At 26.3% G+C, this 19,513-nt stretch carries 29 protein-coding genes and 2 pseudogenes; 22 read left to right on the forward strand and 9 right to left on the reverse strand.

From position 1 onward, the window contains the following. The first annotated feature begins 9 nt into the window (after positions 1 to 9). The 22 genes and pseudogenes from rplX to ABWV63_RS03955 all read left to right on the forward strand — a co-directional run bounded on the left by rplX (position 10) and on the right by ABWV63_RS03955 (position 12,168). Positions 10 to 357, forward strand: a complete 348-nt coding sequence (gene rplX, locus ABWV63_RS03850; RefSeq protein ID WP_353306889.1) for a 50S ribosomal protein L24 — start codon at positions 10 to 12, stop codon at positions 355 to 357. A 21-nt stretch (positions 358 to 378) separates the two neighbouring features. Next, the gene (gene rplE / locus ABWV63_RS03855) at positions 379 to 936 is read left to right on the forward strand and encodes a 50S ribosomal protein L5 (protein WP_353306890.1); all 558 of its coding nucleotides are present in this window, start codon (positions 379 to 381) and stop codon (positions 934 to 936) included. Position 937: 1 nt separating this feature from the next. Then, on the forward strand, positions 938 to 1,123 hold the full coding sequence (locus ABWV63_RS03860; protein WP_174480921.1) for a type Z 30S ribosomal protein S14: 186 nt from the start codon (positions 938 to 940) through the stop codon (positions 1,121 to 1,123). A gap of 13 nt (positions 1,124 to 1,136) precedes the next feature. After that, the gene (gene rpsH / locus ABWV63_RS03865) at positions 1,137 to 1,541 is read left to right on the forward strand and encodes a 30S ribosomal protein S8 (protein ID WP_353306891.1); all 405 of its coding nucleotides are present in this window, start codon (positions 1,137 to 1,139) and stop codon (positions 1,539 to 1,541) included. Positions 1,542 to 1,553: 12 nt separating this feature from the next. Then, a complete protein-coding gene (gene rplF / locus ABWV63_RS03870) occupies positions 1,554 to 2,108 on the forward strand; it encodes a 50S ribosomal protein L6 (RefSeq protein WP_353306892.1) in 555 nt (184 codons plus the stop codon). A gap of 30 nt (positions 2,109 to 2,138) precedes the next feature. Next, a complete protein-coding gene (gene rplR / locus ABWV63_RS03875) occupies positions 2,139 to 2,489 on the forward strand; it encodes a 50S ribosomal protein L18 (protein ID WP_353306893.1) in 351 nt (116 codons plus the stop codon). A gap of 18 nt (positions 2,490 to 2,507) precedes the next feature. Further along, positions 2,508 to 3,212, forward strand: a complete 705-nt coding sequence (gene rpsE / locus ABWV63_RS03880; protein WP_353306894.1) for a 30S ribosomal protein S5 — start codon at positions 2,508 to 2,510, stop codon at positions 3,210 to 3,212. Between the two features lie 9 nt (positions 3,213 to 3,221). Next, complete coding sequence (gene rplO / locus ABWV63_RS03885; RefSeq protein ID WP_353306895.1) at positions 3,222 to 3,665, forward strand: 50S ribosomal protein L15; 444 nt, start codon at positions 3,222 to 3,224, stop codon at positions 3,663 to 3,665. Continuing rightward, positions 3,666 to 5,024: a preprotein translocase subunit SecY gene (gene secY, locus ABWV63_RS03890; RefSeq protein ID WP_353306896.1), complete on the forward strand. Its 1,359-nt coding sequence runs from the start codon at positions 3,666 to 3,668 to the stop codon at positions 5,022 to 5,024. 9 nt (positions 5,025 to 5,033) lie between these two features. Beyond that, a complete protein-coding gene (locus tag ABWV63_RS03895) occupies positions 5,034 to 5,699 on the forward strand; it encodes an adenylate kinase (protein WP_353306897.1) in 666 nt (221 codons plus the stop codon). Beyond that, positions 5,692 to 6,474: a type I methionyl aminopeptidase gene (gene map / locus ABWV63_RS03900; protein ID WP_353306898.1), complete on the forward strand. Its 783-nt coding sequence runs from the start codon at positions 5,692 to 5,694 to the stop codon at positions 6,472 to 6,474. The genes ABWV63_RS03895 and map overlap by 8 nt, the downstream gene beginning before the upstream one ends. Continuing rightward, entirely contained in the window at positions 6,474 to 6,794 is a 321-nt protein-coding gene (gene infA / locus ABWV63_RS03905) for a translation initiation factor IF-1 (protein ID WP_353306899.1), read from the forward strand. Before map ends, infA begins: the two co-directional genes overlap by 1 nt. A gap of 21 nt (positions 6,795 to 6,815) precedes the next feature. Further along, the gene (rpmJ, locus tag ABWV63_RS03910) at positions 6,816 to 6,929 is read left to right on the forward strand and encodes a 50S ribosomal protein L36 (protein WP_174480911.1); all 114 of its coding nucleotides are present in this window, start codon (positions 6,816 to 6,818) and stop codon (positions 6,927 to 6,929) included. A 24-nt stretch (positions 6,930 to 6,953) separates the two neighbouring features. Then, the gene (rpsM, locus tag ABWV63_RS03915; RefSeq protein ID WP_174480910.1) at positions 6,954 to 7,352 is read left to right on the forward strand and encodes a 30S ribosomal protein S13; all 399 of its coding nucleotides are present in this window, start codon (positions 6,954 to 6,956) and stop codon (positions 7,350 to 7,352) included. A 17-nt stretch (positions 7,353 to 7,369) separates the two neighbouring features. Continuing rightward, positions 7,370 to 7,762, forward strand: a complete 393-nt coding sequence (gene rpsK, locus ABWV63_RS03920) for a 30S ribosomal protein S11 (protein WP_353306900.1) — start codon at positions 7,370 to 7,372, stop codon at positions 7,760 to 7,762. A gap of 18 nt (positions 7,763 to 7,780) precedes the next feature. Continuing rightward, positions 7,781 to 8,749 (forward strand): DNA-directed RNA polymerase subunit alpha, encoded by a 969-nt coding sequence (locus tag ABWV63_RS03925; protein WP_353306901.1) that lies wholly within the window; start codon positions 7,781 to 7,783, stop codon positions 8,747 to 8,749. A gap of 18 nt (positions 8,750 to 8,767) precedes the next feature. Next, entirely contained in the window at positions 8,768 to 9,133 is a 366-nt protein-coding gene (rplQ, locus tag ABWV63_RS03930; protein WP_353306902.1) for a 50S ribosomal protein L17, read from the forward strand. 193 nt (positions 9,134 to 9,326) lie between these two features. Next, on the forward strand, positions 9,327 to 9,533 hold the full coding sequence (locus ABWV63_RS03935) for a hypothetical protein (RefSeq protein ID WP_353306903.1): 207 nt from the start codon (positions 9,327 to 9,329) through the stop codon (positions 9,531 to 9,533). 45 nt (positions 9,534 to 9,578) lie between these two features. After that, positions 9,579 to 10,180, forward strand: a pseudogene (locus ABWV63_RS03940) (ATP-binding protein). A gap of 307 nt (positions 10,181 to 10,487) precedes the next feature. Next, a complete protein-coding gene (locus ABWV63_RS03945; protein WP_353306904.1) occupies positions 10,488 to 11,702 on the forward strand; it encodes an IS256 family transposase in 1,215 nt (404 codons plus the stop codon). A gap of 157 nt (positions 11,703 to 11,859) precedes the next feature. Beyond that, positions 11,860 to 12,009, forward strand: a complete 150-nt coding sequence (locus ABWV63_RS03950) for a transposase (RefSeq protein ID WP_353306905.1) — start codon at positions 11,860 to 11,862, stop codon at positions 12,007 to 12,009. A 42-nt stretch (positions 12,010 to 12,051) separates the two neighbouring features. Next, positions 12,052 to 12,168 carry a transposase gene (locus ABWV63_RS03955; protein ID WP_353307167.1) on the forward strand — a complete coding sequence of 39 codons (117 nt, stop codon included), beginning with the start codon at positions 12,052 to 12,054 and terminating at the stop codon, positions 12,166 to 12,168. 78 nt (positions 12,169 to 12,246) lie between these two features. Here the strand turns inward: ABWV63_RS03955 and ABWV63_RS03960 are convergent. The 9 genes and pseudogenes from ABWV63_RS03960 to ABWV63_RS04000 all read right to left on the reverse strand — a co-directional run bounded on the left by ABWV63_RS03960 (position 12,247) and on the right by ABWV63_RS04000 (position 19,476). Beyond that, positions 12,247 to 13,484: pseudogene (locus ABWV63_RS03960) on the reverse strand (IS256 family transposase). 257 nt (positions 13,485 to 13,741) lie between these two features. Then, positions 13,742 to 14,176, reverse strand: a complete 435-nt coding sequence (locus ABWV63_RS03965; RefSeq protein ID WP_353307168.1) for a transposase family protein — start codon at positions 14,174 to 14,176, stop codon at positions 13,742 to 13,744. Continuing rightward, positions 14,173 to 14,388 (reverse strand): hypothetical protein, encoded by a 216-nt coding sequence (locus ABWV63_RS03970; RefSeq protein WP_353306906.1) that lies wholly within the window; start codon positions 14,386 to 14,388, stop codon positions 14,173 to 14,175. The genes ABWV63_RS03965 and ABWV63_RS03970 overlap by 4 nt, the downstream gene beginning before the upstream one ends. Before the next feature lie 32 nt (positions 14,389 to 14,420). Next, positions 14,421 to 14,594, reverse strand: a complete 174-nt coding sequence (locus tag ABWV63_RS03975; RefSeq protein ID WP_353305528.1) for a hypothetical protein — start codon at positions 14,592 to 14,594, stop codon at positions 14,421 to 14,423. Between the two features lie 356 nt (positions 14,595 to 14,950). Continuing rightward, the gene (locus tag ABWV63_RS03980) at positions 14,951 to 15,799 is read right to left on the reverse strand and encodes an energy-coupling factor transporter transmembrane component T (RefSeq protein WP_353306907.1); all 849 of its coding nucleotides are present in this window, start codon (positions 15,797 to 15,799) and stop codon (positions 14,951 to 14,953) included. A 13-nt stretch (positions 15,800 to 15,812) separates the two neighbouring features. Next, entirely contained in the window at positions 15,813 to 16,691 is an 879-nt protein-coding gene (locus ABWV63_RS03985) for an energy-coupling factor transporter ATPase (protein WP_353306908.1), read from the reverse strand. After that, positions 16,667 to 17,509: an energy-coupling factor transporter ATPase gene (locus ABWV63_RS03990; RefSeq protein WP_353306909.1), complete on the reverse strand. Its 843-nt coding sequence runs from the start codon at positions 17,507 to 17,509 to the stop codon at positions 16,667 to 16,669. The genes ABWV63_RS03985 and ABWV63_RS03990 overlap by 25 nt, the downstream gene beginning before the upstream one ends. Before the next feature lie 1,077 nt (positions 17,510 to 18,586). Then, positions 18,587 to 18,994: a transposase family protein gene (locus ABWV63_RS03995; RefSeq protein ID WP_353306910.1), complete on the reverse strand. Its 408-nt coding sequence runs from the start codon at positions 18,992 to 18,994 to the stop codon at positions 18,587 to 18,589. 329 nt (positions 18,995 to 19,323) lie between these two features. Further along, positions 19,324 to 19,476, reverse strand: a complete 153-nt coding sequence (locus ABWV63_RS04000; protein ID WP_353307169.1) for an IS3 family transposase — start codon at positions 19,474 to 19,476, stop codon at positions 19,324 to 19,326. Positions 19,477 to 19,513 lie beyond the last annotated feature (37 nt).

Here is a 19,513-nt window from a genome sequence, read left to right on the forward strand (position 1 = left end):
ATGAAGTAAATGGCAAGCAAAAAGAAACCAGTTATTAGTCTTGATACTAAATTAAAAAGAGGCGACCAAATTAAAATCATCGCAGGAAAGCATAAAGGTCATACCGGACCAATTATCCAAGTACTTCGTGAAAAAAATCGTGTTATTATTGAAGGTATTACTGCTAAGAAAAATAAAAAACCTACTCAAAATGATCAAGAAGGTGGAATTGTGGAAGTAAAAACTAGTGTTCACATTTCTAATGCAATGATCCTTGATGGTAAAAAAGATAAAAAAGTAACAAAAATTGGGTACAAAATTGATAAAGATGGCAAAAAAGTTCGTATTGCACGAAGATCTGAAACAGAATTACGATAATAAAGGAGTAACAGCATAAAAATGAATCGTTTACAAGAAAAATATAATAAAACTATTATTCCCCAATTGCAAAAAGAATTAAATTTTACATCAATAATGCAAGTACCCAAAATTGAAAAAGTTGTTATTAATATTGGTGTTGGAGATGCAAGTAGTAATCCAAAAGCCATTGATAAATCAGTATCTGAATTATCAAAAATTACTGGTCAAAAACCAATTATCACTAAAGCAAAAAAATCAATTGCCAGCTTTAAATTAAGAGCGGGAATGCCAATTGGTTGTAAAGTTACATTACGTGGCGAAAAAATGTATGATTTCCTTGATAAATTTATCTCAATTTCTTTACCAAGAATTCGTGATTTTCAAGGTTTATCAGTTAAAGCATTTGATCAAAATGGTAATTACACTGTTGGTATTAAAGAACAAATTATTTTTCCTGAAATTAATTATGAAGAAGTAGATAAAGTTCGTGGTATGGAAATCTCAATTATTACCACAACATCAAATAATGGAACAGCATTATTGTTATTAAAAAAAATAGGATTACCGTTTAAAAAACAAGGAAAGCAGGTGGCATAAGATGGCAAAAACTTCATTAAAAGTAAGACAAGCCCGTAAATCAAAGTTTAGTACGCAAGCATATACACGCTGTCAAAAGTGTGGCCGTCCTCATGCGGTTATTCGTAAATTTATGTTATGCCGTATTTGTTTTCGTGGTTTAGTATACCAAGGACAAATTCCTGGTATTAGAAAAGCATCATGATAGGAGGTATATAATTATGATGACAGATCCAATAAGTAATATTTTAACAGTTATTCGTAATGCTATTAGCGCTGCGGATAGCAGTAAACATCGAGTAGTTAGTGTACCTTCTTCAAAACAACTAGTTAAGATAGTTGATATCTTGCAAAAAAATGGTTATATTGAAAAATATCGTGTTACTAAAGAAAATACTAGCAAACCTAAATTAGAACTTTTATTAGTTCATACTGGTAAAAGTCCAATTCTTGGTTTAAAAAGAATATCTAAACCAGGATTAAGAATGTATGCAAAATGTGAAGACTTACCAAGTGTGTTAAATGGTTATGGAATTGCAATCATTTCTACATCAAAAGGTATTATGACAAATAAACAAGCAAAAAAACTTGGTCTTGGTGGCGAAGTTCTTGCTTATGTATGATAAGGAGGAAATTATATGTCACGTATCGGTAACCGTATCCTTACCATTCCAGTAAATACTTCAATAACGCTAGATGCAAGTAACTTGTTGACTGTTACAGGAACAATAGGTTCTTTAAAAAAACTATTACCAAATGTTATTAAAATTAACGTTGATGAAGAGAAAAAAACAATTACTACAACAAGACCTGATGATAACAAACAAAATAAACAACTTCACGGAACAACTAATTCATTAATTAATGGAATGTTAGTTGGTGTATCAACAGGTTTCATGAAAGAATTAGAAATAAATGGTGTTGGATATCGCGCTGCTGTCCAAGCTAATATCTTAAATTTAACATTAGGATATTCTCATTCTATTAAGTTTGAAATTCCGCAAGGAATTACCATTGTTGCTCCTAAACCAACAGCATTACAAATTAGTGGTATTGATAAACAATTAATTGGAGAAGTTGCAGCCAAAATTCGTAAATTCCGTAAACCAGAACCATATAAAGGTAAAGGAATTAAATATAAAAATGAACACATTCGTCGTAAGGAAGGAAAAGCTGCTGGTAAAGGCAAATAATCTTATACTGGCACTTAAGGAGAATAAAAAATGGTTAATAAACAACAAGCTCGTAAAGTTCGTCATTATCGTATTCGTAGTAAAATTATGGGTACTAGCGAAAGACCACGCTTAAATATCTTTAAATCTAATAATAGTTTTTATGCTCAAATTATTGACGATACTGCTTCAAATACAATTATCGGTGTATCAACATTAACATTTAAAGATTTAGCATCAAAAAGTAATATAGATGCTGCTACTAAACTTGGAGAAACAATTGCTAATTTAGCTATTAAGAAAAAAATTAAAAAAGTGGTTTTTGATCGTGGTGGATATTTATATCATGGTAAAGTGAAAGCATTCGCAGAAGCAGCGCGTAGTGCTGGATTAGAATTCTAAAAAAGGAGAATTAAAAGTATGAGTTTAGAAAATAAAAAAACAATTATCGATGATAAAGAAAATACTGAAGTTCAAAAATCAGTAGCAAAACCTTCTGTTAAAGTAGAAGTAAAAAATCCTACTGGTAATGAAAATAAAATTAGACATACTAATTCATCACAACCAAGAAATAGCCACGATAAAAAAGAAAATAAAGTTCATGAACCACGTAAAAATTTTGAACGCAAACCAAAAACTCCAAGTGAATTTATTGAAAAAGTGATTTTAATCAGAAAAATTAACAAAGTAACAACCGGAGGAAGAAGATTGCGTTTCTCTGCTGCTGTTGCTATTGGTAATGGTAAAGGAGTAGTTGGTTTTGGTATATCTAAAGCGAATGAAGTTCCTGATGCAATTAAAAAGGCAATTGAAGCTGCTCACAAAAATTTAACAACAATTACGATAACTAAAAACAATAATTCTATTGTTCATGAAGTTAAAGGTAAATATTGTGGAAGTGAAATTTTATTAAAACCAGCTAAAGAAGGAATCGGAATTAAAGCTGGTGGATCTGCTCGTGATATTTTAGAATTAGCTGGTATTCATAATATTTATTCAAAAGCATTTAGATCTAGAAATAAAATTAATTTAGCTAGAGCAACAATTGCAGGTCTTGGCAATGTTAAATCAGCAGAATATTTTATAAAAAATAAAAATATTACTACTAAGCGTAGTAATGGTTAGAGGTGGATTATGGAAACAACATTACATAACTTAAAACCAACACCAGGTTCTCGTAAAGATATTAAACGTTTAGGTAGAGGAACTTCATCTGGAAAAGGTAAAACGGCTGGTAAAGGGACAAAAGGACAAAATGCCCGTACCGGTGGTGGAACAAGACCCGGATTTGAAGGAGGACAAACACCACTGTATCGTCGTATTTCAAAACGAGGGTTTACTAACTTTAATACAACCAATTATAGTATTATTAACTTAGAACAAATTGATTTAATTAAAGAGCATGAAATAACACCTGAAATTTTATTTCAATTAAAATTGATTAGAAGTAAAAAAGATGGTATTAAAGTTCTTGGTAAAGGTAAATTAACAACACCAAAAACAATTAAAGCTCATAAATTTTCAAAATCAGCAATTACTGCTATTGAACAAGCCGGAGGAAAAGTGCAGGTGATCTAAGTGTTCACAACAACCCGTGAATTAATAAAAAAGTATAAAGAAGTTATAATTAGAATTTTATTTACCATTTTTATTTTATTTATCTTTCGTGTTGGAGCATTTATTACAGTTCCAGGAGTAACTTTGAATGAAGATTTAAGTAGCAGTAATAGTAGTGGTATTGAATTCTTTAATTTAATTTCAATGTTAGGTGGTGGTGCTATTAGCAGATTTTCTGTTTTTGCACTTGGAGTGTCACCTTACATTACTGCATCAATTATTGTGCAGTTATTATCAACTGATGTTGTTCCTACCTTAACAAGATGAGCTAAATCAGGAGAAAAAGGTAAGAAAAAATTAGAGTTAATGAATCGAGTATTAACTGTCCCGTTTGCTATTATGCAAGGTTTTGCCACAATCTTTGGTTTACAATCTCAACATATTATTAGCGTGGATTGAAGTTCGGGATCGGGAGCAGTTGGACCAGAAGTTTTCTATTATGTATTGATTCCAGCTATTTTACTAGCAGGGACCATGTTATCATTATGAATGGCTGATCATATTACTAATCGTGGTATTGGTAATGGAATTTCACTAATTATTTTTGGTGGAATTGCTGCTAATTTACCATTTAACTTAGCTTCAACTTTTAAGTATTGAGTAGGACCAGATACTAATAATGGTGTTATTTTTCAAGGGGCTTTAAAATTTGCTCTTTATTTTGCAGTCTTCCTACTGATTATTCTTGTTGTTGTATTTTTTAGTGAATCAGAGCGACACTTACCAATTCAACAAACTGGTAGTGGTTTAACTTTAAAGGGTGATAAAAGTTCTTATTTACCTTTAAAAGTTAACTCAGCTGGAGTAATTCCTGTTATTTTTTCTTCGGCACTAATTACTGCTCCAATGACAGTGGCACAAATTGTTGATCAAAATAGTGGTTTTGCTAATTTTTCTAGAAATTATTTATCTTTACAGTCGTGGCCGGGGATTAGTATTTTTGCTATAATGACGATTATGTTTACTTTTTTATATGCACAAGTGCAAATTAATCCCGAACAAATGGCTAAGAATTTTCAAAAATCAGGAACTTATATTCCTGGCGTTCAGCCAGGGAAGGAAACAGAAATTTATATTAAAAGAATGTTAAATCGTTTAAGTACGATTGGTTCCTTTTTCTTAACTGCTGTTGCAGTAACCCCATTTTTAATTTCTAAATTTACTAATCTACCTTCTTCATTAGCAGTTGGTGGAACTGGATTAATAATTATGGTTGGAGTAGCACTAGATACAACAAAACAAATTAAGGGACGAATTACTCAACATTCATTCTTAAATTATAAGGAAAACAAAGATGTTAAAGAACACTTATGGTCTTAGGGGGTAACGATGAATTTAATTATTTTAGGTCCACCAGGATCAGGGAAAGGAACACAGTCACAGTTTCTGAAAGAACAATATAATTTAATGCATTTACCTACTGGTGATTTGTTTCGTGATGAAATCACAAAACAATCACCAGTAGGTAAAAAAGTTCAAACTTATGTTAATAAGGGTCAATATGTTCCTGATGAGATTACAAACGAGATTATTAGTAATACTTTAAAAGATATTAAACATAATTTTATTCTTGATGGTTATCCAAGAACAATTTCACAAGTAGCATCATTAGATAAAGTATTAACAAGTTTGGATGAAACACTTTCAATGGCATTGTATCTAGATATTAATGAAGAAACAGTTATTAAACGTTTGTCTTCAAGAGTTACTTGTCCTCAATGTAAATCAATTTATAATCTTAATTTCCTACCGCCAAAGATTACTGGAATTTGTGATAATGATGGGGTAAAATTAATTAAGCGAATTGATGATAGTGATGAAAAGACAATTATCAATCGTTTAAAAACTTACAAAGTAGCAACGGCACCATTGGTAGATTATTATCAAGAACGTGGACTGTTAAGAACAGTGGATGCCAACCAAGATAATAGTGATATTAAAAAACAAATTAAATCATATTTATCATCATTAAAAGGAAATAAAAATAATGGTTAGCATTAAAAGTCAAAGTGAAATTCAAAATATCAAAGCCGCTAGTCAAGTTGTAGCGCTTATTCATAAAGAGTTAGCAAAGATAATAAAAGTTGGAATAACTGGTAAAATGCTCGATAAAGTGGCAGCGCAAATTATTAAAGAAAATAATGCTATACCTTCTTTTTTAAACTATTATGGTTTTCCTGCCGCGATTTGTGTTTCAGTTAATGAACAATTAATTCACGGCTTTCCTAATGATAAACCTTTTAAAATGAATGATATTGTGAAAATTGATGCTGGTGCTGCCGTTAATGGTTATCATGCAGATGCTGCCTTTACAATGTGTGTTGGTGGTAAACCAACACCAGAACAAGCAAAACTTATTAATGTGACTAAAGAGTCATTAAATAAAGCAATAGCAATTATTGCACCAGGAGTTAGAATTGGTGATATTAGTAACACCATTCAAACGTATGTAGAAAGCGAAGGCTTTTATTTACCAACATCATATACTGGGCATGGTATTGGTAAAAAACTCCACGAAGACCCAGCTATTCCTAATGTTGGTAAGCCCAACACCGGAATAAAATTGCAGTCAGGAATGACAATTTGTATTGAACCAATGGTTCAAACAACAACTGATAAAATTCTGGTTTTAAGTGATAAGTGAACAGTAGTTGCTGCTGATAAACAACAAACTGCTCACTTTGAACACACTATCCTAGTAACTAATGATGGATGTGAAGTACTAACAATACTTAATGAAAATCAAAAAAATAATGAGGAATGTAATTAATGGCTAAACCAAAACAAGTAGTTAAACCCAAAGTTCAAAAAGTAAAAAAAACTAATGATAGTACTATTGAATGTGAAGGTATAGTAATAGAAGTCTTACCTAATGCTAGATTTAAAGTAAAGTTGAATGAATATGACTTTACTCCTATTGTAAGACCATCGGGTCGTATGCAAACACATAAAATTAAAATTATCAAAGGTGATCATGTAAAAGTTGAATTATCAACTTATAATTTAACTGAAGGACGAATTACTTTTCGTAACAGAATGGCTACTACACATTTACCGATAAATAAAGATGATGAAAACAAAGAAAAATAATAGTTTAACAGGAGGAAAATGATGAAAGTACAAGCATCAGTTAAAAAAATTTGTGACAAATGTCAACCAATCAAACGTAAAAAACGTAATGTAATCATTTGTGAAAATCCTAAACATAAGCAACGTCAAGGTTAGAAATATTAAGGAGGAAAAATAAATATGACATCAAATACTAACAATGCAAGTCGAAGAATTGCGCAAGTAAATATTCCTGGAAATCAACATACAGTAATTGGTTTAACAAGAATTTATGGAATTGGTCGCAGCAAATCTTCAGAAATATTAAAAGAACTAAAAATTGAAGAAACTAAAAAAATTAATGAATTAACAGAAAAAGAATTAAGTTCAATTAGTCAATTAATTGAAAAGAAATATAAAACTGAAGGTGAACTAAGACGTGAAGTGTCTTTAAACATTAAGAGATTAATGGAAATTGGATGTTATCGTGGTATTCGTCATCGTAAAGGATTACCAGCCAGAGGACAATCAACAAAAACTAATGCAAGAACTTGCAAGGGACCACGTAAAACAGTCGCTAACAAGAAAAAAGCAAGTTAATTAGGAGGAAAAAAATAATGAATATAAAAACAACAATAAAGAAAAAAATTAAAGTTAATCCTAATTTTATTAAAGCAAAAGCATTTATTAAAGCAAGTTTTAATAATACTATTGTTACTATTACTGAACTTAATGGTAATGTTATTGCTTGATCAAGTGCTGGAGCAGTAGGTTTCAAAGGAACTCGTAAATCAACTCCTCACTCAGCACAGTTAGCAGCTGAAGCTGCAGGTAAAACTGCTATGGAACACGGAGTTAAAATTTTAAGTGTTTTTGTTAATGGAACAGGACCAGGAAGAGAACCATCAATTCGTAGTTTACAAGCAGTAGGTTTTGAAATCAAAGATTTAAATGATGTGACACCAATCCCTCATAATGGTTGTCGTCCACCAAAAAAACCAAGAAAATAAAGTAGGTGAAAATAAAACATGGAACAACAATTTTTAAAACCAAAATTTAGTTTAAACAGTGAAAATAGCGCTATTAATTACAGTGAATTTATTGTGAGTCAATTAGAACGTGGTTATGGAACAACTTTAGCTAATGCCTTAAGAAGAACATTATTATCTTCAGTACCAGGTATTTCTGTATATGCAATTAGAATAAGTGGTGTATCTCATGAATTTACTGCAGTTAAAGGTGTAATTGAAAATGTTTCTGAAATAATTTTAAATGTTAAGGACTTAGTTTTAGCCTTTGATGGTGATATTCAAAAGGACGAAAAAATTGCTAATTTAAAAATTAGTATTACTGGTGAACAAGATATTATTGCTGGAGATATTATTTGTCCAACTGATGTTAGAGTAGTTAATCCAGAATTAATTATTGCTCGAACAACTTCAAGAAATGTTCTTTTTGAAATGGAATTAATGGTAAAGAAATCTCGTGGTTATTCTTCATTTGAGGAAAATAAAAAAGAAATTGCTAATAGTTCAGGCATTATTGCTATTGATTCAAACTTTTCACCCGTTGAAAAAGTTGATTATAAAATTGAACCTGTAACTAAAACATTAAAAGGTATTGAATATGAAAAATTAATTCTTGGTGTACAAACTAATGGTTCAGTTAAAGCAGCATCAGCTATTGCAATGGCAGCTAAAATTTTAATGAGTCATATTGAATTTTTTGTTAATTTAGATGATAATGTTAAAAACTTTGAAGTTATTTCAATTACTAATGAGCAAGAAAATAATGATTTAAACAAAGCCTTAGAAGAATTGAATTTAACTGTTCGTTCATACAATTGTTTAAAACGTGATGGTTATAAAACTTTGGGTGATATTGTAAGTAAAAGTTTAGATGAAATTAAACAAATTAAACATTTAGGTTCAAAATCAATTAAAGAAATTGAAGATTGTGTATCAAAACATAATTTAGAGTTTTCTATTAAAAACTAAGAAGGAGGATAAGAAAAAATGTCATATATTAACGATATCGGAAGAAATAGTGCTAAAGTAGATGCTGAAATCCGTAATTTAGCAAGTGAATTAATTGTTCATGGAAAATTAGTTTTGTTAGAAAAAAGAGCAAAAAGATTACAAACATTTATTGAACCTTTAGTAACATTAGCTAAACGTGGTGATTTGCATTCAAAAAGAATGGCAATTGCTAAATTACGTAAAATTACAACTAAAGAGCATCCAAAAGATGGTGTTATTCCAACATTATTTGGCAATATTGCCGAAAGATATAAAGACCGTAAAGGTGGATATACAAAGTTAATTAAAGTAGATAATAGAACTGGTGATAATGCACCAATGGTATTAATTACTTTTGTTTAATTAAAAATATTAAAGCAAGAAAATTTTTGGAAAGAGTAAAGCATTTTTATGTTTTCTCTTTTTTATTTTGTCCCACTTTTAGTTATTTTTAATAATTAATTTATAGTTAATATTTAAAAATTTTTTATTTTTGGGACAAAATAAAAAAAATATTCTAATTTAATAGAAAATAATAAAGGAACGTTTTAATAAAATGAAAAAAGTAATTGTTGATATAATTGAAGCAGTAGTTAATTTAAACAGAGCGGCAGTTATAGAATTAGTAAAAAAATTTGCAATTGAATTAAAAAATGAAGGGAAAACTAAAGAAGCTGATTATATTACTTCTATTATTGGTAATACATCAACCATATCGATTAATTCAATTAATGATGAATATTTAGTTGTTAAAAGAGAATAGTTATCAAATAAAATTATTTGATAAAATTATGAATCATTACAAAAAATGATTTATTTTTTAGGAGATCATAATAAAACTTCTAAAATTGGAGCAGTTAAAATCTTAATTACTGGTCTTCCTGGAACAGGAAAAACATCATTTGTAAGTGATATTGCAAAATCACTTGATAAAAAATTATTTTCAATTAGTGCTCCAAATTTAACTTCTCATAAATTAGGTGAAACTCCAAAAAACTCCAAAAATTATTAATAGATATTAGAAAAAATTATATAAATTCTATTTTTATAATTGATGAGTTTGACTCTCTTATTGGTTCTAGAAATAGAGAAATAAATGATGAATATCAAAGAATGATTGGAACATTTAATATAATTTTAGACTCATTACCAAAAGGGATAATTTTATTTGCAATTTCTAATCAAGTCAATTCCATAGACTCAGCAACTTTAAGAAGATTTAATGTCAATATTAAGATGAATAATATTGGTTTAGAAATTTTTGAAAAAGAATTATTTTCTTTAGCTATTTTAAATAACATTAAGTTTGAAAAGGAAATTTGTCGCAAAATATTAACATATAAAAAAGAAGAAATAGATTATTCTTTAGTTGAAAGAATTATAACTGAGTCAATTATATATGATTATTAGGTAGAAAAATCAATTGTTAAAATGTTAAATATTGAATCAATTGAATTATTACAAAAATGGGATTATCTTTAAGAGAAATAGAAAAAATAGTGTTAATTAGTAAATCAACAATTCAAAGAGGCTTAAAAAATGGCAATAATTAAATTTAAATCACCAGAAAAGATAATACCGAATAATTCTGGCTGCGGAATAGATTATTCTAAATGAACATTCGGTAATGTTTAGTAATCTGTGTAACTTACAAAAATAACTATGTTTATTTAATTATAGTAAATAAAATTAAATAAATAGAAAGAGTGAGTTACTTATGTCTAAAAAAAATATTAACAATAATGTTCCAATATCAAAAGCAGTAGATTTATTACTAGAAAATACTGAAGATTTAACAACAGTTTTTAAAGAGGGAGGTTTATATAAAGAATTAACAAAAAGATTAGTTGAAAAAATGTTGAATTATGAAATGCAAAATTATTTAGGATATGAAAAAAATCAACATAATAATAGTGAAAATGCTCGCAATGGTATAAATTCAAAAAAATTAATAACCCAACAAGGTAAAATTGAGATTAATGTACCACGAGATCGTAATAGTAATTTTGAGCCAGTAATAGTTGCAAAAAGACAAAGAAGATTTGATGGTTTTGATCAACAAGTTCTTTCATTATATGCCAAAGGCATGACTTTATCAGATATTAGAATGCAGTTACAAGAGTTATATCATGGTGCTGATATTAGTGAAAGTGTTATTAGTCAAATTACTGATGATGTTATTGATGATGTTAAAGCATGACAAAATCGGCCATTAGAAAGTGTTTATCCGATTGTTTATTTTGATTGTATAGTAGTTAAAGTACGACAAGATAAAAGCATTATTAACAAATCAGTTTATATAGCACTAGGAGTTGATTTAGAAGGTAAAAAAGATGTTTTAGGTTTATGCATTAGTGAAAATGAATGTTCTAAGTTTTGATTATCTAATTTCACAGAAATTAAAAATCGAGGCTTAAATGATATTCTTATTGCTTGTAGTGACAATTTAACAGGAATGTCAGAAGCAATACAATCAGTTTATCCTAAAACCGAACATCAATTATGCATAATTCATCAAATTAGAAATAGTTTAAAATATGTTTCATACAAACATAGAAAATCACTAGTTACAGATTTAAAACCAATTTATAGTGCATGTAGTGAAGAACAAGCAATGCAAGCTTTAGAATCTTTTGAAAGTAAATGAAATAAACAATATCATCAAATTGCTAAATCATGATATAAAAATTGAGATAATTTAATGGTTTTTATTAGTTATCCTGCAGAAATCAAAAGAGTGATTTATACAACAAATGCTATTGAATCTGTTAATAGTCAATTACGAAAAGTTATTAGAAATAAAAAATTTTTTCCAAATGATATGGCAGTTTTTAAAATATTTTACTTAGCAATTGAAAATATAACAAAAAAATGAACAATGCCCATTCAAAATTGAAAGACAGCAATTGCTCATTTTATGATAAAATTTTAAGATATAATTAATCTAAACTAGCAACTTTGTAAAAAGATACACAGATTTTTAAAAATCCTCCAAAATTATTTAGGATATGAAAAAAATGAACATAATAATAGTGATAATGCTCGTAATGGTATAAGCTCAAAAAAATTAATAACCCAACAAGGTAAAATTGATTAATGTACCACGAGATCGTAATAGTAATTTTGAACCAGTAATAGTTGCAAAAAGACAAAGAAGATTTGATGGTTTTGATCAACAAGTTCTTTCATTATATGCCAAAGGCATGACTTTATCAGATATTAGAATGCAGTTACAATAGTTATATCATGGTACTGATATTAGTGAAAGTGTTATTAGTCAAATTACTGATGATGTTAAAGCATGACAAAATCTGCCATTAGAAAGTGTTTATCCGATTGTTTATTTTGATTGTATAGTAGTTAAAGTACGACAAGATAAACGCATTATTAACAAATAAGTTTATATAGCACTAGGAGTTGAATTAGAAGGTAAAAAAGAGGCTTTTTAAAAATCTGTGTATCTTTTTACAAAGTTACTAGTTTAGATTAATTCTATCTTCAAATTTTATCATAAAATGAACAATTGCTGTATTTCAATTTTGAATGGGCATTGTTCATTTTTTTGTTATATTTTCAATTGCTAAGTAAAATATTTTAAAAACTGCCATATCATTTGGAAAAACTTTTTTATTTCTAATAACTTTTCGTAATTGACTATTAACAGATTCAATAGCATTTGTTGTATAAATCACTCTTTTGATTTCTGCAGGATAACTAATAAAAACCATTAAATTATCTCAATTTTTATATCATGATTTAGCAATTTGAGGATATTGTTTATTTCATTTACTTTCAAAAGATTCTAAAGCTTGCATTGCTTGTTCTTCACTACATGCACTATAAATTGGTTTTAAATCCGTAACTAGTGATTTTCTATGTTTGTATGAAACATATTTTAAACTATTTCTAATTTGATGAACTATGCATAATTGATGTTAGGTTTTAGGATAAAATAATTGTATTACTTCTGACATTTCTGTTAAATTGTCACTACAAGCAATAATAATATCATTTAAGCCTCGATTTTTCATTTCTGTGAAATTAGATAATAAAAAATTAGAACCTTCATTTTCACTAATTCATAAACCTAAAACATCTTTTTACCTTCTAAATCAACTCCTAGTACTATATAAACTGATTTTTTAATAATGCGTTTATCTTGTCGTGCTTTAACTACTATACAATCAAAATAAACAATCGGATAAACACTTTCTAATGGCCGATTTTGTCATGCTTTAACATCATCAATAACATCATCAGTAATTTGACTAATAACACTTTCACTAATATCAGCACCATGATATAACTCTTGTAACTGCATTCTAATATCTGATAAAGTCATGCCTTTGGCATATAATGAAAGAACTTGTTGATCAAAACCATCAAATCTTCTTTGTCTTTTTGCAACTATTACTGGTTCAAAATTACTATTACGATCTCGTGGTACATTAATATCAATTTTACCTTGTTGGGTTATTAATTTTTTTGAATTTATACCATTGCGAGCATTTTCACTAGTATTATGTTGATTTTTTTCATATCCTAAATAATTTTGCATTTCAGAATTCAACATTTTTTCAACTAATCTTTTTGTTAATTCTTTATATAAACCTCCCTCTTTAAAAACTGTTGTTAAATCTTCAGTATTTTCTATTAATAAATCTACTGCTTTTGATATTGGAACATTATTATTAATATTTTGTTTTTTAGACATACGTAACTCACTATTTCTAGTTATTTAATTTTATTTACTAGAAATAATTAAACATTAGACATATTCCGTAAATAAATTTAATCAATTGTCAATAATAATATTTATAAATTTTTTAGTGTTAATAATTATAGAAGTTAATATTTTTAAAAAAATACTTTAAAAATAAATTTATATTTCAAACACAAAAATTGTTAATATTATTTTTATATTAACTTGATAAAAATTTAAATTTTTAAAAAAATATTAAAAATATTTTTTTATTTTAATGGTTTTGTTTTATTAAAAATTTCACAAAGTAAGTTAAATCTTAAGTACATAAGTCTAAATATACTTTTTCTACATTTATTTATTAAAATTTTGAATCTTTTTAATCAAGCAAAAACATGTTCAACTTTAATTCTAATTTTTGAAATAATTTTATTGTAGATTTTTTCTTGTTTAGTTAATTTTTTATTTTTAGTTTTTTTAATTGGTAATATAGTATTTTTATAAATATTTTGTATTCCTTGATATCCCAAATCACCAATAATTATTGTTTTTTCTGAAAATTCAAGATTTGAATTTTTTAATATTTGAAAATCATGTACTTTTCCATTATCAGCAAAAATATCAACAATTTTTTTATTAAAAAAGTCATATATAATTTGAAATTTTATAGAAAAAATTCAACTTTTACCAGAAAAATATTCTAACTGTAGTTTTTTTTAGTTGGTCTTTCAATTTCAATTTCAGTTGAATCAATTAAATAAAATTGAAATTCATTTAAATCTTCTTGTTTTTTCTCAATTTTTGATTTTCATTTTGTTTTTAAAAACTGATAATCTTTGTCATCACTAAGTTTATTTTCTACTCAAGTAATATTTTGAAAACAACTTGATGCACTCATTTTATATTTAATACTCATTTGGAAAAAAGTATAATATTATTTTCAGTATACTAAAGTCATCATCAATCTTTCTTCAACTGAAAGTTTATATTTTCTACCTTTAGTTTTTTTAAATTTTCTATTTCAATTAATTTTGTTAACATTTCATCAAAATGAAAACGTTTTATACCAAAATATCTATAAAATTGTTCATTTTTTAATTTTTTTAAATTTTCAAAATTCATTTTTATCAACACCTTATTAATTTATTAATAAAGAAATTATAAAATAAATTTTAAATTATTAATTGACTTTTAAAAAATTTATTTACGGAATATGTCTATAGTTATTTTTGTAAGTTACACAGATTACTAAACATTACCGATATTTATGATTATAATTTATCAACCGGACTTACTCCTTAATTAATTTTAATTATTAATATATTTTAAATTTAAATTAAGAATTTTTAATTAAAAAAATAATATTGAGTATAAGAAAAAACAAAAATGATAAATATTATGACACTTGTTGCAAAATTTTTAATTAAATTTAATATTAATAACATTTAAAATTAGTAAAGCTAATTCATATACGTTTATTATTGTGAATAATAATCATCAATAAATGGAATTCTTCAAAAAATTTCTGGATGATAAGTATAAGATATAAGAAACGCTAACAATCCTACACCAATAATAAAGAAAAATATATCTTTAAAATCAATATGGTATTGACGAAAACGTGTTCTTTTACCTTGTGGATCATAACCCCTTGAATCCATAGCGTACGCTAAATCTTCTGCTTTTTGAAATGAAGAAACTAATAAGGGAATAATTAATGATACTAACGATTTAACTTTTTCTTTAAAATGACCATTTTTTAAATCTACACCACGTGATGCTTGCGCTTTTAAAATTCTACCGGCTTCATCTAATAATGTAGGAATTGAACGAAGAGCAATAGAAATAATCATTGAAATAATATGTACTGGAAATTTAATTAATTTTAATGGTAACATTAAATCTTCTAATGCTAATGTTAAATCTAATGGTTGTGTTGTGGTTGTTAAAATTGTTGTAATTAAAATCATTAAATAAATTCTAAAAGCAATATAAATACTAACAAATATAGCTTTATATGATACCTTAATACCGTGCCAACGTCAAATCATTCCAACATTAGGGCCATCAGTTAAAAAACAGTTAATTATAAATAAAATAAATGCCATAAATAAAATGGGGCGCATTAATTTTAATAACATCATAAAAGGTAATTTTGCACAAAAGAAAATTGTTATAACAGTAAAACCAATAAGAGCGTAACCTTCAAAACCAGTATGAAAAAAAAGTGAAGCAATTAAACAAATTAAAACTAGTAATTTAATTCTTGGATCTACACGATGAATGATTGAATTTAAAGGTAAATAACGACCAAAACTAACTTTCATTATTTATTACTCCTTACTTTTTATTGCTATTTTTTTTGGATAATATTTTTGATAGCTGGTCAATTAATTCTGAATCACTTCTAGCAGTAATTTTTGATGTATCAAATCCTGCTGCTTCTAATTTATATAAAAAACTATAAATTTTTGGTGGTTCAATTCCGGTTTCGGTAATTAATTTTTTATCTCTAAAAACAGTAATTGGATCTGCTTTTTTATAAATCTGTGTATTATGTAATACAATAACTTCATCAGCAACCATTAGTACATGATTCATATTATGAGTTACTAAAATAATAGTTTTATTTTCTTTATGATTTAAATCATAAAATAAATTAATTAATTCTTTTTCACCATCGGGATCAAGTCCTGCTGTTGGTTCATCTAAAATTAAAGTATGACCTTGTAATGCCAAAATACCAGCAATAGCAACTCTTCGTTTTTGACCACCAGACAAATCAAATGGACTTCTTGATAAATATGTTTCGTCTAATCCAACCAAATTAATATATTTTTTTGCTAACTCTCGTGCTTTATCTTTTTTCTCACCAAAATTAACTGGTCCAAACATAATATCTCGTTCAATAGTTTCTTCAAATAACTGATATTCGGGAAATTGAAAGACTAAGCCAATTTGTTTACGTATTTTTTTAATATCACGAATTTTTTTTTGATTAGCCTTAATAATAAAATCATTAATGGCAACCGAACCTGCCATTGGAACTAATAAACCATTAATATGTTGAATCATAGTTGATTTGCCACTACCAGTTTCACCAATAATAGCAACTATTTTTTGTTCAACAATTTCGATAGTAATATCTTTTAATGCTTGATATTGATAAGGGGTTTTTGGAGAATAAGTATAACTTACTTCTTTGAATTTAATTGACATAAGTTAGAAATCAGCTCCTCTTCACTTAATGTTTCATTAATATTAATCCCCTTATTTTTTAAACCTAACGATACTTTTAAAACAAAAGGAATATCTAAATGAATACTTTGTAAAAACTCTCATTCTTTTAATATTTCAGATGGATTTCCATAACGAACTAACTTACCTTTATTCATAACAATAATTTTATCGGCATTAATAATTTCATCCATATCATGAGTAATAGAAATAATAGTTTTATTGCGTTGTTCTTGTAATTTTAACATAATTTCTTTAACTTCTCGTTTACCTTTTGGATCAAGCATACTAGTTGCCTCATCAAAAATAATAATATCAGGTTCTAAAGCTAAAACTGAAGCAATAGCTACACGTTGTTTTTGACCACCAGATAATCATAGCGGTTCATGATCTAAATATTTTTCCATACCCACTGCCCTAGAAACTCTGTCAATAATTGCTGGCATATCACTGGGTTCAACTAAATGATTTTCCAAGCCAAAAGCAATATCATCACGAACAGTTGAACCTATAAATTGATTATCAGGATTTTGAAAAACAATACCTAAGTGACTACGTAATTGTTTAATGTTTTTATTAGTAATTGTTTCACCAAATAATTGAATCGTACCTTTTTGTTTGTGTAAAACACCAATAATAATTTTTGAAAGTGTTGACTTACCACTACCATTATGACCGATTACAGTAATATATTCGCCATGATTAATATCAAAACTAACATTATCAACAGCGTTATTGTATTCTGGTTTATAACGAAATTCAACATTTTTTAAACTTAATGAAATTTTAGATTTACTCATATTGCTTCTAACTCCATTTTAAATATTATGCTAGTAAAATTATAACAGTAATTTTATATATATCAATTTATAATTTATAAAAATTATAAAAAAAGAAAAAAAATGAACAATATCTGTTCAAAATTGAAGTAAAATTATTGTTCATTTTCTAATAAAATTCAGTTTATAAATTAAAGTTATATAAATTTCCATTCTATAAAATTAATGTAAAGAAATATCCGGATTTTTAGAATTTTCTTTTAATAAAGAGTCATTTTTTGTTACTTCTTCTGTTGATTTCAATAATTTTTCACTTCAACTTTTAAATGAGCTGGGTACTGCTGATGAAGTTGAAGGTTGCGGGTCATTATTTGAAACATTATTTTTTGATAATTTTTCTAGTTCTTTTTTAATATCTTTTAATTCTCGTTTTTTTTCCTTTAATTTATTTTTAATTTTATTTAAAGCTATCTCAAGATTTTTAACTTCTTTACTTAATTATTTTTTTCATCATTAATATCTAATTTTAGTTTTTCTCATTTTTTTATTTCTTTTTTTAATTTTTAATTTGTTTATCATTTTCTTCGATTTCTTTTTCAAAGGTTTTAATTCCTTTTTTTATTTATGAACTTTCTCTTTTACGTTTTTCTTGTTCAGTAACTGGTATCAAAATCTTCCTTTCAAAATAAAAAAATCAATTATTTTTTTAAAAAAATAATGGATTGAAAACTATATTTATTTTTTCATCTATATTATATATAGCTAACTAAAGTAATGTTTACTCATAAATAATGTAAAATAATAATATGTAATTTAAACAGTTTTTGAATTTAAAAGTACAATTCAGCAATATTTAAAATAGATTAGGAAGATTAAATTATGCCAAAACCATACAATAGACATATTCCGTAAATAAATTTAATCAATTGTCAATAATAATATTTATAAATTTTTTAGTGTTAATAATTATAGAAGTTAATATTTTTAAAAAAATACTTTAAAAATAAATTTATATTTCAAACACAAAAATTGTTAATATTATTTTTATATTAACTTGATAAAAATTTAAATTTTTAAAAAAATATTAAAAATATTTTTTTATTTTAATGGTTTTGTTTTATTAAAAATTTCACAAAGTAAGTTAAATCTTAAGTACATAAGTCTAAATATACTTTTTCTACATTTATTTATTAAAATTTTGAATCTTTTTAATCAAGCAAAAACATGTTCAACTTTAATTCTAATTTTTGAAATAATTTTATTGTAGATTTTTTCTTGTTTAGTTAATTTTTTATTTTTAGTTTTTTTAATTGGTAATATATTATTTTTATAAATATTTTGTATTCCTTGATATCCCAAATCACCAATAATTATTGTTTTTTCTGAAAATTCAAGATTTGAATTTTTTAATATTTGAAAATCATGTACTTGTCCATTATCAGCAAAAATATCAACAATTTTTTTATTAAAAAAGTCATATATAATTTGAAATTTTATAGAAAACATTCAACTTTTACCAGAAAAATATTCTAACTGTAGTTTTTTTAGTTGGTCTTTCAATTTCAATTTCAGTTGAATCAATTAAATAAAATTGAAATTCATTTAAATCTTCTTTTTTTTCTCAATTTTTGATTTATATTTTGTTTTTAAAAACTGATAATCTTTGTCATCACTAAGTTTATTTTCTACTCAAGTAATATTTCGAAAACAACTTGATGCACTCATTTTATATTTAATACTCATTTGGAAAAAAGTATAATATTCTTTTCAGTATACTAAAGTCATCATCAATCTTTCTTCAACTGAAAGTTTATATTTTGTAATGGCAACCCTTTTTAGGACTGTTTTTTGGTAGACATTTGTGCTTGGTGTTTTATGGGGGTTAAGTAGTTTAGAGTGCTGTGGATTCTTATGTTGTTGTATCAATTGATATAATCAAATAATTCTAATTTTAATTGGATTAATGATGTAAAATTTTTATAATTAATAAACTCTGTTTTGAAAGTTTTGAAAGTTGCTTCAGCA

This window comes from Spiroplasma ixodetis, from assembly GCF_040369795.1.
Classification (GTDB): Bacteria; Bacillota_I; Bacilli_A; order Mycoplasmatales; family VBWQ01; genus Spiroplasma_E; species Spiroplasma_E ixodetis_B.